This is a genomic window from Chthonomonas sp., assembly GCF_035294165.1.
Classification (GTDB): Bacteria; Armatimonadota; Chthonomonadetes; order Chthonomonadales; family Chthonomonadaceae; genus Chthonomonas.
This window is the reverse complement of the sequence record NZ_DATGLN010000048.1, coordinates 1-15,850: the sequence shown is the minus strand read 5'-3', so window position 1 is coordinate 15,850 and position 15,850 is coordinate 1. Positions and strand designations below refer to the sequence as shown.

Sequence of the window (15,850 nt, the reverse complement as noted above, 5' to 3'; positions counted from 1 at the left end):
AGAACGCCTCTCCCACTGTATTCGCTACAGGGAAGAGGCGCTGGAGATTTTGCATCGGCTAATAAGCTAAGCCTTCATCTTATATTTCTGGAGGAACTTCTCCACTCGGCCTTCCGTGTCCACGATCTTCTGTTTGCCCGTAAAGAAGGGATGACATGCGGAACAAATTTCCACACGAAGCACCTCTTTGGTAGACCGAGTCTCAAATGTGTTCCCACACTGGCATATCACACGAGCCGGCTTGTATTCCGGATGGATACCCTCTTTCATAAACCAATCCTTTCTCTTGACGGTTAAGCCCAACTGTATTATACGTAATCAGGCCACCAAAAAGCAACAGGAGCCTATCATGGAACCGCGTCCTACCCCCCACAAACCACACCGGCTTTAATGCCCTAGGAATTCCTCTTACAGAAAGCACGTAGAAGGAAAGTGAAAGTCTTTATCCCATCTACTTCCAAAGGGGAACCAACCCTGAGGAAGTGAGGAGAAAGCCATGAACACTCCAAACAGACCGCTTTTTTGGACGGTGCTAAGCGCCTTTGTTCTAGGGTTCTCTCCACTAGGACTACATTCCGCACTAGCTCAAAGTCGTGCGCGCCCTATGGCTCCCGCACCACCTCCCCGCGTTGCACCAGCGCCGCCCCCTATGCGCGCCCCAAGCCCTCCTACCCCACCACTGCGAGTTAGGCCACCGCAGATAACGCCTCCTTCCCTCCCTTCAACAAACTCACACGATAACGTGCTGCGTGGCACCACGGTTATTAACCCGGCGCCTACCACCGCGTTTGATCGGTTCAACCGCACCCTGGAAGGCTACTCTTATCGTAATCAGCTCTCCCGCACCAGCACAGCTACCGTTTATGTACTGCCTTGGTACGACACCTACTTTCCTGGTGGACTTGCCTTCTATCCCTTCTACTCCACCTACGGGGCCTATGGGCTGACCGTTCCCTCTCTATATGGCACCTACTATGATCTCTGTCCACCCTATCTCGACCTCTACGGAGTCACCATCCAACCGCCTTCGGCCTACTATGTGCCTCCGACCATCGAAGCCGACCGCAGCACAGAAGAGTCTCAATCCAACGAAAACAGTGATGTCAACCACTACTATTTGGGCAAAGGCGGCCCCGTATACTCGGCTAACGACCCGAAACTCGATATAAATCTGCGCAATGCCATCGGTGACATTGAAAACGCCTGGCAAAAAAGCGACCTAGACCTTCTCGCACGTCACCTCCGCCGCAACGAACGTGTTGCTGTGTTCCTCAACGGCAAATACAGCTACTCACTCGATGCGTCGGACTATCTAAGCATGACACAAGATGCCTTTCGAGCCTCTAAAACCGTTCGATTCCAACTCGAGCAGGTACAGCAGAGAGCGCCCCATATTTACCTTGTCAGCGGCACCCACATCTATAAAGACCGTCAAGGGGAAGAGCATACTGTGGCGGTTAGCTTCGTATTGCAGCAACAGGGTCACCAATATTATATAATACAAGTAGGGGTAGCACCCGCAACGACGCAAAACTAGCGGGCACTCTACATCATCGGAAAAGGAGGAAGAATGTTAAATCATTTTGTTTTTAAAACCGAAGGCGATTGGGACACCACCACCCTCTTCAATAACGGAGAGGAGTTTCCCGCCTCACAACTCTATGTGGAACTTCATGCAGGGCGTAACGAGTTTGGGGAACCGGCCCAAGGAGGCATACGTCGTGGCGGAGAGATAGATGCCTATGTAGTTCCTCAAGATAACCCTTCGACACGAGTAGGCATGTTTCCGGGACGCCTCGAAATGTACTTCCCAGGGCATAGTCTGATGATCGAAAACACGCACCCGGCTTTTGCTTTCGAGTTCACGAGGGTCTTCTATAACGGCCAAGATGTTACCAACCACGTGGTCGATCTGTTGGTAAACATTGACGCCATCAACGATCAGGTGAGCGCCTACATAACGCTCTATAAAGCCCACTGGCTTGGGCCGGATGAGGTGGCAACCTTCACCATTCTCTAACCACATGCGTGGTGGCGTTGCCCGGCCTGTAGGGAGGTCGAACGTTGACTTCTCTTGAGCCTATGCATAACAGACACCTATGCAACAGACAAAAGTCCGCCTAGAATATCTGGACGGACTGAGGGGCTTGGCCGCGCTCTTCGTTGTGTTTCACCATGCCTTTGTTACCTTCTACTACGCACCTCATGCCCTTAGAGCTGGGCTGGCGCCTCCGCTTGCTGCACTCCTAGCGCTGCTTTTCAAAAGCCTGTTTACCTTTGGTCACGAAGCCGTTGTGGTCTTTATTGTCCTCTCTGGCTACGTGCTTATGCTGCCCATTGCGCGCACGGTTGATGGCTATATGCCGCATGGGGTACTAGACTATCTGAAAAGACGTGCACGTCGTATTCTGCCGCCCTACTACGCTGCCCTCGCGTTCGCACTGCTCATTATCTTTTGTGTGCCAGGCATGAACCGTCCCTTTCACGCCTTCTGGGACACCGCGATCCCGATAACCCGTTGGGCAACGATCGTTTCGCATCTGCTGCTCATTCACAACCATCACGGCTGGGACTACGCTATTGACCCGCCTATGTGGAGCATCGCAGTAGAGTGGCAAATCTATTTCTGGTTTCCTTTCCTCCTTCTACCACTATGGCGACGGTTTGGTCTCTGGGCAACCATTTTCTGCACATGGCTCTTCGGCCTCGGCGGCTACTATCTCCATTTTGGCGGAACCTATTTTTGGCTCATCGGGGATTTCGCATTTGGCATGGCCGCAGCAGCGATAGGGTTTTGGCAGGCCGATGACATGCGCCTGCTACGCGACAAGGTAGCTTGGGGCAGACTCTGCATCTGCTTTGCCGGTATCGCTTACCTGCTGTTGATCGCACCCTCTGTAGCCACCTATCTGCATCTACAGAATAACCTCTACCTACGGACTTTCCTCGTTAGTCACTGGCATCTGGGAACCGGATGGGAATGGCCAACCGACCTGCTTTTAGGGCTGGCGACCGCCTGCTTTATTGTGGAAGCAACCCATCGTATCCAAACAGGGCTTAGCGACAACGCAGCGCTAAGGCTGTTGCATTGCCGCTACATCATCCTGTTGGGCACATTTTCTTACAGCCTGTACCTCGTCCACTTTCCTATTCTCGGCCTGGCAGATAAACTCTGCCGTGTTCTTCGCCTTTCTGGAGAGCGCTATTTTGCAGTTATTTTCGGGGTCGGCATTCCGGCGTGTCTGGTAGGCTCTTATCTATTTCACTGGGTCTTTGAACGCCCATTTTTACCAACACACCTCCGTAGTGGACAATCTGTCTCACTGGAGAGACAAGCGGCGCCGGCGCGTTCAATACATTTTTAAACCTTTTCCTTCTAGCTCGCCCTCGACTCTGCTTAGCGCGTGCTGGTCTCCGTTTCGGCTTTAGGCCACCATCTATAAAGCAGATTCTTCCCCCGCCAGTCCTCCTCCTCTAGCACCAGATACTCACCATTGGAGCGTTTGAAAGCTTGCAGCGCGTAGGGCATATCGCACCAACCAACGTTACCACCGCCACCCACCGAGTCGCCCGGCACGAAGGAGCCTATATAGCCTCCATCCGAAGTCCGGAAAATGTGCGTGTAGTGATTGCCATCCGGAGAGGAAAATACCATGCCGACAAACAGATAGTCACCGGCAATATCAACCATTTTGGCGGTAATGGGTTTGCCCTGAGAGTCCGGCGCGGTAGGGAGATGGGTGTTTGTCCAGACGATCTTTGGGTTGCCGCTTAACCAATCGTCATAACGGCGTGCTGTAGGCCCGACCACACCCCAGGTTTCCACATCTTGCCCCTTGAGATAGCCAAAGAGATAGAGGGTATCGGATTTCGGGATGAAGATCGCACGTGTTACCGAGTCGAAGTCCTGAGGCCATGGCCAGGTTTGGGGGTTTTTCCAATCATAACGCGGGGTACCATCCTCATTCCAGCCTTGAAATGGGTAGTAACGGATAGTATGGTCGGGGGCATCGCCCCACCAAATACCGCCGTCTGCATCCACATACCACGCCCATGTGCCATCCGTAGGAGGAGTCGTGCCTACTTTGCGTGGGATATAGGGATGTTTCGGATCGTTGAAAGCATAGATGTCGAAGCCCCCACCCATCTGTCCAATCGTATAAAGTACTCTTGTTCCCTTTAGGCGGCGCACTACAACACTGGCAGCACTGTAGGTGTCCTCACGAGGGTCGCGAACAGAAGAGGGATAAACAACGGTAAAAGCCTTCAGACTCCATTCGCTTCCCGGCTGCCGCTTTTTTAAGTCTAGCTGCATAATGGCATCTCGGCTGTAGACCGTAGTGCCATCCGAACTGGGATCAAAGCCGAAAGTATCCACGAAAGCTAAGCTCATGTCTTGCCATTTCATTTTTCCTGCGGAGTCGAAGCAGCGCAGCACACAGTGCCCGGAAGCTCCACCCACAAAGCTCATGGCCACATAGAGGTTCCCGTCAGCGTCGGTGTTGGCACCGCGCAAACCGAAAAGCTTGTTCGGCTTCACCTCTCCCGGCTGACCCGACATCAAGCCTCCGTAGGCGCCAAAGGTTTTAACGAGATGAGGATGGGGTTTCAGGTCATAAAACAGCACCTGCTGTCGGGGGCCGTTATCGCAGACGAGGAGCTGATTGGGGTTGTGGTTGGAGATGGCAATGGCCGTTGGGTCTTGAAGGCCTGTAATAGCAGGAGGCAGCACCTGTCCCGATAGGGTAACATGCTGAACGCGAGCACCGACAAGAATCCACAGCGAACCATCGCGTCCAAAGGCCACATCTTTTACCCCAGATAGTGAGAACTGACGAAAAACCAATAAATCGTTCGCCTTCCTAAGTTCAATTATGCCGTCTTTGTAGGCTAACACCACATAGTCGTTGTTTGCGGTTAGCCCCACAACCTCTTTTTTCTCCGGCAGTTTTACGTAATCCACATATTTTGCCGAGTTGATGTCTCCCGGCGTCCAGGTAAATCGTAAAAGTTGAGCATCCGTATTGGCCACATAGATGTGGCTGCCATAAACGGCAAAGGCCGTGTTGGAAAGCCCAAACCCAGAAGTAGAGTAGTGTGGTTGCTGTAAAAGCACTCGGTTGACCTGTCCGTTTTTGTAGAGGCCTAAATCGCGACCGGCTTCGTCCCAGGCTACCCCGCAAAAGGCCGTGCCATCGGGGGTAACAACGAGTTTGGAGACCCCCTCCTGTACCCAATATCCAAAACCGTTCTGGCCGCCGCTACCCCCAAAGGTGTTGCCTACCCAACTCGTAACGTAGGCACCTGGCGGTGCATGGAATGGTTGGGGCGGGTCGGCAATTGTGACCCTCGTCAGGACTAAACTGCCTGCGATCAAAGTTAGCAGACGCATACCTTGAGGTTTTAACATCAGAGGAAAACTCCCTTGTTTGGAATTACATACATCGTATTATATCACAGACTGAGGCACCCTGCCAAATCCACTACCCATCTCTGCCCGTAGCGAGCTGCGAGCCACCTTCTCTAACCCACAGCTGGGGAAAAATGGTGGTGATATGCATTCAGCGTATCTTTGCCTGCAACTGCCCTTCAGGCCACCATCTGTAAAGCAGGTTCTTCCCCCGCCAGTCTTCTTCGACGAGCACAAGATACTCCCCGTTTTTACGATGGAAAGCCTGAATCGCATAGGGCATATCCTGCCAACCGGCGTTTCCTCCCACTTCAGGGCCGGGAAATAACGAGCCGACATAGCTGCCGTCGGAGAGCCGAAAAATATGCGTGTACTGCCGATTATCGTCCGGCTTTACCATGCCTACAAACAGATAGTCACCGGCAACGTCTACCGACTGCGGCGTCAGAGGCTGCCCCTGGTCGTTCCCGTGTGGATTTACCGGCAGCTGAATCGTCCAACGAATTTTAGGTGCCCCCGTACGCCATCCATCGTAGCGTCGAGCGGTATGACCCACAACTCCCCACGAGTCGATGGTTTCGCCTCTGAGATATCCAAACAAATAGAGCGTATCGGCGTCGGCGTTGTAAATGATGCGTCGCACAAGCTCGAAATCGTTAGGCCATGGCCAGGTCTCAGGATGGTTCCAATCATAGCGTGGTTTTCCTTGCGCATCCCATCCTAAAAAGCGATAACACAAGATATTTCTATTTGGCCCATCTCCATTCCAGATATTGCCCTGTGCGTCCACATACCAGGCCCAACTATCGTTTCTACCTACTTTTCCTACCTCATAAGCAATGTTTCCGCGAAAGGCGTATATTAGAAAACCGCCGGCATATTGCCCAATGAGATACAGCAAACGCCGCCCCTGCAAATCCCGCACAATGGCCGACTGCCCGTACCGCAAGCGATCTGAGGTCTGTTCCTGCGGATAAGGCACACTGATCGCTTTCAAACTCCATTCGCTCCCAGGCTTTTGCTTGCTAAGATCGAGTTGAAAAATGGCGTCACGACTAAAAACCAAGCTGCCGTTGGAATCTGGGTCGAAGCCGAATGTATCCACAAAGGAAAAATTCATCACCTGCCATTTCATGGTACCGTTTGGAGCAAAGCAGCGTAAGAGACAGTGGCCATTAGGGCCGTTACCAAAGCTCATGGCCACATAGAGGTTCCCGTCAGCGTCGGTGTTGGCACCGCGCAAACCGAAAAGCTTGTTCGGCTTCACCTCTCCCGGCTGACCTGACATTAAGCCTCCGTAGGCGCCAAAGGTTTTGACGAGATGAGGATGGAGTTTTAGGTCATAAAACAGCACCTGCTGTCGGGGGCCGTTATCGCAGACGAGGAGCTGATTGGGGTTGTGGTTGGCGATGGCAATGGCCGTTGGGTCTTGAAGGTTAGAGATTACGCCAGGGAGTATCTTCCCAGTGAAAGAGCAGTGTTGAACGCGCTTGTCGGCCAGCACCCAAAGACCGCTGTTCGTTGCCAAGGCAACATCCTGCACCTTTTGCATGGGAAACTGACGCACTACTCGCATATCCGCCGCACGACGCAACTCAATAGAGTTGGGATAGGCTACCACGATCCAATTGCGATTGGCAGCTACGGCAACCGCCTTCGCAGAGAGATCGGTTTCACCCACAAACACCGCCGAGTTTATCGCACCCGGATGCCAGCGGAACCGAAGCAGTTTCTTGCCTTCATTGGCCACATAAATCGTATCTTGCCATACAGCCAGGGCTCTATTGGCGGTGCCCCACCCCCATGCAGTCTCTTTCCCACCCTCTTTCAAGAGCACGCGATTGACCTGGCCATCCTTATAAAGCCCAACACAGCGCCCAGCCTCATCCCATTCAACTCCGCAAAGAGCGGTTCCATCCGGGCTTACGGCCAACTTTGAGATACCATCTTGTACCCAATAGCCGAAACCGTTAGACCCTCCGTCACCCCCAAAAGTGTTGCCAACCCAACTCGTGCGGTAAACTCCTGGCGGCGCCTTGTAGCCCCCAAACGAAGATGTTTGTGTGTGTGCGGGCTTTCCCACCAAAAAGAGGGCTGCGAGCACCATCCCATAAGAACACATCTGCTTCCGAAGCATCGCCCCTCCATCCTAAACTTATGTTTCGTAGTATGAGAATACCATACTCTTAGACAAATTTTTCGGCACTTTGTAACGCGACTCGATGCTCACAAAACACGTATATTGGCAAAGGAGCATTTTATGAAACCATCGAATGGAAGCGCTCAAGAGCTTGGCACCGTTGCCAAAGTCACTTCTGCGCAAACACGCTACGTGCTTAGCGTGCTGATGCCCGTGATGAACGAACAGAGAACGCTGCTTGCGCTGCTCGAGCGCGTGCTTGCCGTGCCTATCGAAAAGGAGATACTGATCGTAGATGACGGCTCAACCGACGGCACCCGCGAGCTATTACAAACGGAAGTCGAGGGAAAAATCCCCCATGTTCGCGTGTTTTATCATGACCGCAATCAGGGCAAAGGTGCCGCCATTCGTACCGCTCTGCCTTACGCCCAAGGCGAGTTCTGCATTATTCAAGATGGCGATCTCGAGTACGACCCCCAAGATTACCTAGTCATCCTTAACGCCTTTTCCGACCCCAGCGTCAGCGCCGTTTACGGCTCACGCTTCACCCACGGCATGCCCAAAATGCGCTTCGCCAATCGGCTTATTAACCGCCTGCTCGCCTGGATGGTACGCTGCTTTTATCGCACCCCTCTTACCGATGAGGCCACCTGCTATAAAGCCTTTCGCACCGAGGTGCTCCGTTCACTGCCACTGACTTGCCGCCGATTCGAATTCTGCCCAGAGGTCACGGCCAAACTCATCCGGCGCCACCATCGCATCGTGGAGGTGCCCATTCGCTATCAAGCCCGAACCATCGCACAGGGCAAAAAGATTCGGTGGACCGACGGCGTTATTGCGATATGGACGCTCATCAAGTTTCGTTTTGCTCGCTTCTAAAGACCTACTCGCCTTTGCGCACCACCTCAATGGTACAATGCGTTAGCAGGGCGCCTACGGCAGCCACAGCGGCCAACACAGGTGCCAGCACCGCCGCCGCAATGCCAAGACCCACCGGAATTTCGAGAATGGTCTGTCCCTCATGTTTGATGATCAGGTGCTGTACATTTCCCTCATGCAGCAGTTCCTTTACCTTCTCTTCGAGTTGATGCCCTGCCACCTCCAACTGCTCGCGCAGTGTGGGCTGGCCGCCGGGTTCGGGGTTGCCGGTCATTCATTGCCTCCTTATAGGTTTCTGAAAGAGAAATCGCAATTCACATCTGCTCTGTTAAAAAGAAAGGGAACAGGAAAGACCTTTCTTCCCTATTCCACCCCAAACCTCACTGCAGCGCCAGTTTAGGGATGTTGAAGGACGCCCTCTTTACGGCTTGCATGCGAGGCTCGGTCAACCAACTTATTGAGCGCGTGCATGTAGGCTTTTGCGCTCGCCACCACAATGTCGCTATCGGCCCCGCGCCCGGTGTAGATGTCGTTGTCACGGCGGATGCGAATGGTTACATCGGCCAACGCATCAATGCCCTGTGTTACCGCCTGAACGCTGAACTCGATCAGCTCGTTTGGCTCGTTCACTATCCGATTGATGGCTCGATAGACCGCGTCTACCGGCCCCGTGCCATGGCAGGAATCGGTAAACACATCGCCTGCTTCGTTACGAATAGAGACGGTTGCAGTGGGAATAAGCTTATCGCCGCAAGACACCTGCACATGCAGCAGTTCATAGGTACGATGGAGCATACTTGTTTCGTTGGCTACTAAAATCTCGAGGTCTTCGTCGTAGACTTGTTTCTTGCGATCGGCCAACTCCAAAAACCGAGCGTAGATACGGTCTATCTGCTCCTCATTACATTCATAGCCCAACTCCCGCAACCGGTGCTGAAGCGCGTGGCGCCCGGAGCGAGCGGTGAGAATGATCTTGCTTTCATGAATGCCCACATCGCTGGGATTGATGATCTCGTAGGTGGTACGCTCCTTCAACACGCCGTCCTGGTGAATACCGCTGGAGTGTGCAAATGCGTTGGCACCCACGATAGCCTTGTTTGGCTGCACGAGTATGCCGGTGGCCGTGCTCACCATTCGGCTGGTTTTATACAGTTCCTGCGTTACGATGCCCGTTTCAAAGGGATAGCGATCGGAACGCACTTTTATGGCCATCACCACCTCTTCCAGCGAGGTGTTGCCGGCACGTTCCCCGATACCGTTAATGGTGCATTCGATCTGCCGCGCTCCGTTTTGAACTCCTGCCAGAGAGTTCGCAACGGCCAAACCGAGGTCATCATGGCAGTGCACGCTGACAATGGCCCTATCAATGTTGGGCACGTGCTCCATCACATAGCGGATCAGCTCGCCGTACTCCTCCGGCGTCGAGTAGCCGGTTGTATCGGGAATATTGATGACGCTCGCCCCCGCGTTAATAACGGCCTCGATCACCCTACAAAGATAGTCTTTATCGGCTCGGCCGGAATCCTCCAAAAAGTATTCGACTTCAGCTACATACCGACGCGCGTGTCGCACGGCCTGCACGCCTCGCTCCATGGCAGCTTCTCGGCTCATTCGCAGTTTATATTTCAGGTGAATATCCGAGACGCCAAGGCCGGTATGAATGCGCGGATGTGCGGCCTCACGCAGCGCCTCCGCCGCAACATCAATGTCCTTTTCCACCGCGCGGGTGAGGCCACAGATAACGCACCCTCGAACGGTACGGCTTATCTCCTGCACGGCCTGAAAGTCACCCGGTGAGGAGATGGGGAAGCCGGCCTCGATCACGTCTACACCGAGTCGCTCAAGCTGCTTTGCTATCTCCAGCTTTTCGGCGACGTTGAGGGAAGCGCCAGGCGACTGCTCCCCGTCTCGCAGTGTGGTATCAAAGATATAGATCCGCGTTGCCATAGGTGCTCTTGCTCCTTTGCGAAACTCCTCATCACCGTTTTGCCCATGAGGAGGTCATTCAACCGTCCCGAGTAAGGACGGATGTTACCAAAACAACTACTTCTTCTCCCATTCTAGACGGCCAATGCGCTCGCCGGTTGCCGAGATCGTCTGGGGTTGCTCTTCCTGCTGTTGCGACTGTACGTTGGTCTGTACGCCACTTTGCTGAACCCAGCTCATCATGGCACGTAGTTGTCGCCCAACCTGCTCAATGGCATGGTTGCGGTCGCGCTGATCCAGAGCGCGGAAGACCGGTCGTCCGGCTCGGTTCTCCAAAATCCACTCTCTTGCAAACTCCCCGCTCTGAATCTGTTGGAGTATCTCGCGCATGGTAGCGCGCACATGGTCGTCAATAAGGCGCGGCCCACGCGTCATATCTCCATATTGGGCTGTGTCGGAAATGGAGTAGCGCATTCCGGCGATCCCGGCCTCGTACATGAGGTCTACAATGAGCTTCAGCTCGTGCAAACACTCGAAGTAGGCGATTTCAGGCTGATAACCGGCCTCCACAAGCGTCTCGAAGCCGGCTTTCACCAAGGCCGTGGCGCCACCACACAGCACCGCTTGCTCGCCGAACAGATCGGTTTCGGTCTCCTCTTTAAAGGTCGTCTCGATAACGCCGGCGCGCGTGCCTCCGATCGCTTTCGCATAGGCCAAGGCGATATTTTTGGCGTTGCCGGTAGGGTTTTGGTGAATAGCGATAAGACATGGCACCCCTTTGCCCTCGGTAAATACGCGCCGAACCAGATGCCCCGGCCCCTTTGGCGCCACCATAAACACATCTACATCGGCAGGCGGCACAATTTGCCCGAAGTGGATGTTAAACCCATGCCCAAAGGCGATGGCGTTCCCCGGTTTGAGATGCGGCTCAATCGCCTCCTTATAGAGAGCTGCTTGATACTCGTCGTTGACCAGAATCATGATGATGTCGGCCTGTTCGGCGGCCTCGGCCACAGGCAACACCACATGCCCATCGCTTTCGGCAGCGTGCCACGACTTACCCGGGCGCAGCCCTACCACCACGTCTACTCCAGAATCACGCAGGTTGAGGGCGTGTGCGTGCCCCTGACTGCCGTAGCCGATCACGGCAACCTTTTTGCCGCGCAGCGTTGCGAGGTCGGCATCTTTGTCATAATAGATAGTTGCAGGCATCCTAAAACCTTCTCTCCTTACATCGAAATTTGTTCATTAAAACGATCTCTAACTCCTGTAAAGCGGTCCTCTCCTCACCGGGAGTGCTCTTGCGCTCCTCCTTGAGTTTCCGAGGCGTTTTTATACACACTGCCCCAGGCAATGCCGGAAATATGATGTGGATCGGTGGGGTCGAAATGCAGCTTCATATGAACTAGGGCACGTTGAAACTGCAGATCGCAGAGATAGTCTGATAGCTGGAGCGGGTTCTGCGTTTGAGATGGGTTTTGATTATGAAACTGTTGAGGGTCTAGCGTAAAACTCTCTAAAGCACCGTACTTTTTCTCCAGCCCCTCGATCTTTTGCTGAAGCGCATTCGCGGAGTACTCCTGCCGTGCCGGCCCCGTGAGCAGTGAGACGGCATTCTCGTAATTGTGCTGCTGCAGGGCCACCCCGAACTGACTAACAACCGCCATCTGCTGGAAGGCGCCCCCGAACTTATGCGATACGAAAAGGCCGAATCCGAAAATGCCTATGACCACCAGAATAACGCAACCGCCGCACGCGGCCAGTATATAAAGGAGCGGGTTTGTTCCCCTCACCGGTGGCGGGTAAGTCATCTATTCCCTCCTTTTATGGGCCCACACCATGGGCCTCTTCTTCCTGTACATCGGGTTGAGCGCCCTTTGACCAACGGCTTTCAAACAGCCCATAGCCAATGCCCCCCAGCACCCCAAGCATCACAAACAGCCCTACATTGATGATGAGATTGCGCACCGTGTCTAGCCCGAAATGATCCGTTATACGATTGTAGATTTCCCACAGAGCAAGGTTGGCCGGGCCTAGCAGCGCCAAGAGAACAGCCTTATGCCGATTTTCAGGCTTTGCTAAGGCCCAGACGAGGGCGATGACCGGCGTAGCAACAGCGCCTCCGATGCACAGTTTGGTAAACTCCCTAAGGCCGATCAACTCGTGCAACATGGGCTTTGCCTAATCTATCCCATCCCGACCGGAGCGAGCTGCCGTTTTAGCGCCCCGAGCCATAGCGATAATCCCTGTACGCACCATTTCGCGAATGCCGTAGGTATTCAGCAACTGTACGATCTTATCGAGCTTCTCCGTGCTGCCGGTGACCTCAACAATGAACGTCTTTTCGCTCATGTCAATGATGCGCCCTCGGAAAATCTCGACGATCTGCATGATCTCGCCGCGGTCTTTCGGTTCCGCATTCACCTTAATCAGTGCCAGCTCCCGCTCCACGGCGGCCGTTTCGGTGTACTCGACCACTTTGATCACCTCAACCAGCTTGTTGAGCTGCTTGGTGATCTGCTCCAACACCCTATGGTCTCCCTCCACCACGATAGTCATACGCGAGATTTCGGGGCGGTCGGTCACCGAAACCGCCAGCGACTCGATGTTAAAGCCGCGTCGGGCAAACAGGCTTGCCACCCGGGCCAACACGCCCGGATGGTTCTCCACCAGCACGGTGATGGTGTGATATTGCTGCAATTGAGCAAGAATACCGTTACTCACTATTAAATCCATCCTTTCTTTCTGAACGATACGAATTCGATGTGCCTCTACAGGTCGAAACGGGTAGGCGGTGACTTGTCGTCGTCATCGTCATCGAAATCGTCGTCGTCCTCCAACTCCTCCTCCATATCGTCGTCATCGGTAAACAGCCATTTTTCCATGTCGTTGGGCATGTCCACGGCGATGAAAGCCCCAAAGATGGGGGGGCCAGGCCATTCCATAACGGGACTATTCGAATTGACCGCTCTTTTCAGGGCTTCGATCTGCTCTTCCGCCAGCCCCAGACTAATGGCGTAGTCGAGATGCAAAAGGTCGCGTGGAGAGAGCGGACACGACTGCAGTTGTTCGGCAAAGCTTGGGGGCAGTTCCCCCATGCCGTGATTGGCCCGTGCATACTCGATAAAGATGGGCACCGCCCGTTGGAAAAAGACGTGCGAGAGGGCAGGTCGCAGCACCTGGCGGAAGAAAAACCCATTTCGTACCATGCAGTGATAACCACGCTGGTAGTAGTGCCAAAGCTCATCGGGTGCGATCTGGTCAATGTTTTGCATAAACCACCTCGAAGCGGGGCGGCGGCACGGCCCGCCGCCCCATGTCGTTCTTTACTTTAGCTCTCCTTATCGTCAGACGATGCGTTTTTGGCCACCTGGAGATACTGAGAAAGCACCCGATCCTCCTCCGAGAACGACCAATCCTCCGAGTCGGCATGGACACTCGCCTTAAGTTGCTCGAGGTCTTTCCTCAGCATCATCTCTTCGATGGACTGCCCCGACGGAATCATCGGGTAGACGTTCTCCGATGTCGGGATCACACAGTCAATGACGACAGGACGATCGGTAACCGCTTTTGCTTTCTCCAAAGCGGGGATCAATTCCTCCTTTTGCGTTACGCGCATTCCCACTCCACCGTAGGCCTGGGCGAGTTTCACGAGATCGGGCGAGGCCTCAAGGTCTACCGCGCTGTAGCGCTCATCGTAGAACATCTCCTGCCACTGGCGCACCATGCCCAGTGACTTGTTGTTAACCACCACCGTGATAATAGGCAAGCGGTAGACTGTGGCAGTCATCAGCTCTTGGTTGCACATCTGGAAGGAGCCGTCGCCGGAGAGGCACACTACCCGCTTATTCGGGTTGGCGAACTGCGCCCCGATAGCGGCGGGAAGTCCAAAGCCCATGGTACCTAATCCGCCCGAAGTTACCCACTGGCGAGGTCTCCGACATTTAAAGTACTGCGCCGCCCACATCTGATGTTGCCCCACATCGGTCGTCATGATGGCATCGTAGTCGAAGAGCACGTTAATCTGCTCGATGATGTACTCGGCGTAGAGTTTGCCATCGTTTGGGTAGACCAGGGGGAACATCTTTTTCCACTGCATGATGGTGTCGTTCCAGGCGCTCCATGGCCGCGGCTTCACATGACGTAGCAACTCGGCGAGCACGGTTTTTACGTCGCCAACGATGGGCACATCGGGGGTTTTCACCTTCCCGATCTCGGCGGGGTCTATATCAATATGGATGATGCGCGCGCCCACGGCAAACTTCTCTACATTGCCGGTAACGCGGTCATCGAAGCGGGCGCCTATGGCTATAAGCAAATCGGCGTTGTTGACGGCGTGGTTGGCATAGGCTGTGCCGTGCATGCCCAGCATGCCGATGCAAAGCGGATGGGTCTCGTCTATGGCGCCCTTGCCCATCAGAGTGGTGGTTACAAGGATGTTGGTTTTTTCGGCAAGGGCCGTTACTTCCGCCTGTGCACCCGAGGCTACGGCACCTCCACCAACGTAGAGCACGGGGCGCTCCGCTTCAGCGATGAGCTGAGCCGCTTTTCGCAGTTGCATCTCCGGCACCCGGGTATGGGGGCCGATCGGCTTATACGACGGAATAGATACCAGACGAGGATAATCATCCGGATCGAACTCGGTGACGGCCTTACTCACATCGAGCGGAATATCCACGAGCGTGGGGCCGGGGCGCCCCGTGCGGGCGATATAGAAGGCCTCGGCAATGGCTTCCGCAAGGTCTTCGACCCGCTTCACCAAGAAGTTATGTTTGGTAATGGGCATCGTAATGCCGGTAATGTCGGCTTCCTGAAAGGCATCTTTGCCGATGGCAGAGGTGCGTACCTGGCCGGTAATGGCAACAATAGGAATAGAATCCATGTAGGCTGTGGCGATTCCGGTCACCAAATTGGTTGCGCCGGGACCGCTGGTCGCGAGGCAAACCCCAACCTTTCCACTCGAACGGGCATAGCCATCGGCCATATGGGCTGCCCCTTGCTCGTGTCTTACCAGCACATGTTCGATCTCTTTACAGTCGAAGATGGCATCGTAGATGGGCAGTACGGCCCCCCCCGGATAGCCAAAGATGTGGGTAACCCCTTCTTTCTTCAAGCACTCCAGCAGAATCTGTGCTCCTGACAGTTGCATCTTTCTTCACTCCTCCACACTTGCGGTGCATCCTAATCCAAAAAAGCCTCTCATCCCCAAGGGACGAGAGGCTCTGCTCACGCGGTACCACCCTTGATATCGGCACGCATTAACGCAATGCGCACGTCGAATGCCCTAGGGCATTCTGCCGATCACTCAAGGCGCTTTATCGGGCGCTAACCGGAAAGCCTACTGGGTGCCAAAAGGCACGGTTCAGCGTTTCTGCTCGGAGGGGAGTTTCAGCACGCCTCTGCATCGCCTTGCACCACCCGGCGACTCTCTGAAGCGAGAGCTTCGTGCCTACTGGCCTCGTCATCGCATTGCTTACTCAATTGTCAATCTGAAT

The 15,850-nt window shown here is 54.2% G+C and carries 15 protein-coding genes and 1 other annotated feature; of the genes, 4 read left to right on the top strand and 11 right to left on the bottom strand.

Features of this window, described 5'->3' with window-relative positions; all coding sequences use genetic code 11:
- Positions 1-66: 66 nt before the first annotated feature.
- Entirely contained in the window at positions 67-270 is a 204-nt protein-coding gene (gene rpmE, locus VKV29_RS01855; RefSeq protein ID WP_016481411.1) for a 50S ribosomal protein L31, read from the bottom strand.
- Between the two features lie 226 nt (positions 271-496).
- Here rpmE and VKV29_RS01850 point away from each other — a divergent pair, with 226 nt between their 5' ends.
- The 3 genes from VKV29_RS01850 (at position 497) to VKV29_RS01840 (ending at position 3,365) form a co-directional block, all read left to right on the top strand.
- Complete coding sequence (locus VKV29_RS01850; RefSeq protein WP_324199593.1) at positions 497-1,537, top strand: hypothetical protein; 1,041 nt, start codon at positions 497-499, stop codon at positions 1,535-1,537.
- 33 nt (positions 1,538-1,570) lie between these two features.
- Entirely contained in the window at positions 1,571-2,020 is a 450-nt protein-coding gene (locus VKV29_RS01845; RefSeq protein WP_324199592.1) for a hypothetical protein, read from the top strand.
- Positions 2,021-2,099: 79 nt separating this feature from the next.
- A complete protein-coding gene (locus tag VKV29_RS01840; RefSeq protein ID WP_324199591.1) occupies positions 2,100-3,365 on the top strand; it encodes an acyltransferase in 1,266 nt (421 codons plus the stop codon).
- A 32-nt stretch (positions 3,366-3,397) separates the two neighbouring features.
- Here VKV29_RS01840 and VKV29_RS01835 read toward each other — a convergent pair whose 3' ends face one another.
- Entirely contained in the window at positions 3,398-5,410 is a 2,013-nt protein-coding gene (locus tag VKV29_RS01835) for a hypothetical protein (RefSeq protein WP_324199590.1), read from the bottom strand.
- Positions 5,411-5,561: 151 nt separating this feature from the next.
- The gene (locus tag VKV29_RS01830; RefSeq protein ID WP_324199589.1) at positions 5,562-7,547 is read right to left on the bottom strand and encodes a hypothetical protein; all 1,986 of its coding nucleotides are present in this window, start codon (positions 7,545-7,547) and stop codon (positions 5,562-5,564) included.
- Between the two features lie 123 nt (positions 7,548-7,670).
- Between VKV29_RS01830 and VKV29_RS01825 the strand changes: the two genes are divergently transcribed.
- Entirely contained in the window at positions 7,671-8,429 is a 759-nt protein-coding gene (locus VKV29_RS01825; protein ID WP_324199588.1) for a glycosyltransferase family 2 protein, read from the top strand.
- A gap of 4 nt (positions 8,430-8,433) precedes the next feature.
- On the opposite strand, the gene VKV29_RS01820 is transcribed toward VKV29_RS01825, so the two are convergent.
- The 8 genes from VKV29_RS01820 to ilvB form a co-directional block, all read right to left on the bottom strand.
- A complete protein-coding gene (locus VKV29_RS01820; RefSeq protein WP_324199587.1) occupies positions 8,434-8,703 on the bottom strand; it encodes a DUF4342 domain-containing protein in 270 nt (89 codons plus the stop codon).
- A 122-nt stretch (positions 8,704-8,825) separates the two neighbouring features.
- Positions 8,826-10,376 carry a 2-isopropylmalate synthase gene (locus tag VKV29_RS01815; RefSeq protein WP_324199586.1) on the bottom strand — a complete coding sequence of 517 codons (1,551 nt, stop codon included), beginning with the start codon at positions 10,374-10,376 and terminating at the stop codon, positions 8,826-8,828.
- A gap of 96 nt (positions 10,377-10,472) precedes the next feature.
- Positions 10,473-11,567, bottom strand: a complete 1,095-nt coding sequence (gene ilvC / locus VKV29_RS01810) for a ketol-acid reductoisomerase (RefSeq protein WP_324199585.1) — start codon at positions 11,565-11,567, stop codon at positions 10,473-10,475.
- A 74-nt stretch (positions 11,568-11,641) separates the two neighbouring features.
- Entirely contained in the window at positions 11,642-12,166 is a 525-nt protein-coding gene (locus VKV29_RS01805) for a hypothetical protein (RefSeq protein WP_324199584.1), read from the bottom strand.
- Positions 12,167-12,179: 13 nt separating this feature from the next.
- Positions 12,180-12,527: a hypothetical protein gene (locus VKV29_RS01800; protein WP_324199583.1), complete on the bottom strand. Its 348-nt coding sequence runs from the start codon at positions 12,525-12,527 to the stop codon at positions 12,180-12,182.
- A 9-nt stretch (positions 12,528-12,536) separates the two neighbouring features.
- Complete coding sequence (ilvN, locus tag VKV29_RS01795; protein ID WP_343217322.1) at positions 12,537-13,091, bottom strand: acetolactate synthase small subunit; 555 nt, start codon at positions 13,089-13,091, stop codon at positions 12,537-12,539.
- Between the two features lie 35 nt (positions 13,092-13,126).
- Positions 13,127-13,630, bottom strand: coding sequence for a hypothetical protein (locus VKV29_RS01790; RefSeq protein ID WP_324199581.1), 504 nt, complete (start codon positions 13,628-13,630; stop codon positions 13,127-13,129).
- Between the two features lie 56 nt (positions 13,631-13,686).
- Positions 13,687-15,504 (bottom strand): biosynthetic-type acetolactate synthase large subunit, encoded by a 1,818-nt coding sequence (gene ilvB / locus VKV29_RS01785; protein WP_324199580.1) that lies wholly within the window; start codon positions 15,502-15,504, stop codon positions 13,687-13,689.
- Positions 15,505-15,560: 56 nt separating this feature from the next.
- Positions 15,561-15,829, bottom strand: a binding site (T-box leader).
- Between the last annotated feature and the right edge of the window lie 21 nt (positions 15,830-15,850).

What these genes read in the sequence shown, in the direction of transcription:
- rpmE (WP_016481411.1), bottom strand. Translation starts at nt 270, where the DNA reads ATGAAAGAGGGTATCCATCCGGAATACAAGCCGGCTCGTGTGATATGC.
- VKV29_RS01850 (WP_324199593.1), top strand. Translation starts at nt 497, where the DNA reads ATGAACACTCCAAACAGACCGCTTTTTTGGACGGTGCTAAGCGCCTTT.
- VKV29_RS01845 (WP_324199592.1), top strand. Translation starts at nt 1,571, where the DNA reads ATGTTAAATCATTTTGTTTTTAAAACCGAAGGCGATTGGGACACCACC.
- VKV29_RS01840 (WP_324199591.1), top strand. Translation starts at nt 2,100, where the DNA reads ATGCAACAGACAAAAGTCCGCCTAGAATATCTGGACGGACTGAGGGGC.
- VKV29_RS01835 (WP_324199590.1), bottom strand. Translation starts at nt 5,410, where the DNA reads ATGTTAAAACCTCAAGGTATGCGTCTGCTAACTTTGATCGCAGGCAGT.
- VKV29_RS01830 (WP_324199589.1), bottom strand. Translation starts at nt 7,547, where the DNA reads ATGCTTCGGAAGCAGATGTGTTCTTATGGGATGGTGCTCGCAGCCCTC.
- VKV29_RS01825 (WP_324199588.1), top strand. Translation starts at nt 7,671, where the DNA reads ATGAAACCATCGAATGGAAGCGCTCAAGAGCTTGGCACCGTTGCCAAA.
- VKV29_RS01820 (WP_324199587.1), bottom strand. Translation starts at nt 8,703, where the DNA reads ATGACCGGCAACCCCGAACCCGGCGGCCAGCCCACACTGCGCGAGCAG.
- VKV29_RS01815 (WP_324199586.1), bottom strand. Translation starts at nt 10,376, where the DNA reads ATGGCAACGCGGATCTATATCTTTGATACCACACTGCGAGACGGGGAG.
- ilvC (WP_324199585.1), bottom strand. Translation starts at nt 11,567, where the DNA reads ATGCCTGCAACTATCTATTATGACAAAGATGCCGACCTCGCAACGCTG.
- VKV29_RS01805 (WP_324199584.1), bottom strand. Translation starts at nt 12,166, where the DNA reads ATGACTTACCCGCCACCGGTGAGGGGAACAAACCCGCTCCTTTATATA.
- VKV29_RS01800 (WP_324199583.1), bottom strand. Translation starts at nt 12,527, where the DNA reads ATGTTGCACGAGTTGATCGGCCTTAGGGAGTTTACCAAACTGTGCATC.
- ilvN (WP_343217322.1), bottom strand. Translation starts at nt 13,091, where the DNA reads ATGGATTTAATAGTGAGTAACGGTATTCTTGCTCAATTGCAGCAATAT.
- VKV29_RS01790 (WP_324199581.1), bottom strand. Translation starts at nt 13,630, where the DNA reads ATGCAAAACATTGACCAGATCGCACCCGATGAGCTTTGGCACTACTAC.
- ilvB (WP_324199580.1), bottom strand. Translation starts at nt 15,504, where the DNA reads ATGCAACTGTCAGGAGCACAGATTCTGCTGGAGTGCTTGAAGAAAGAA.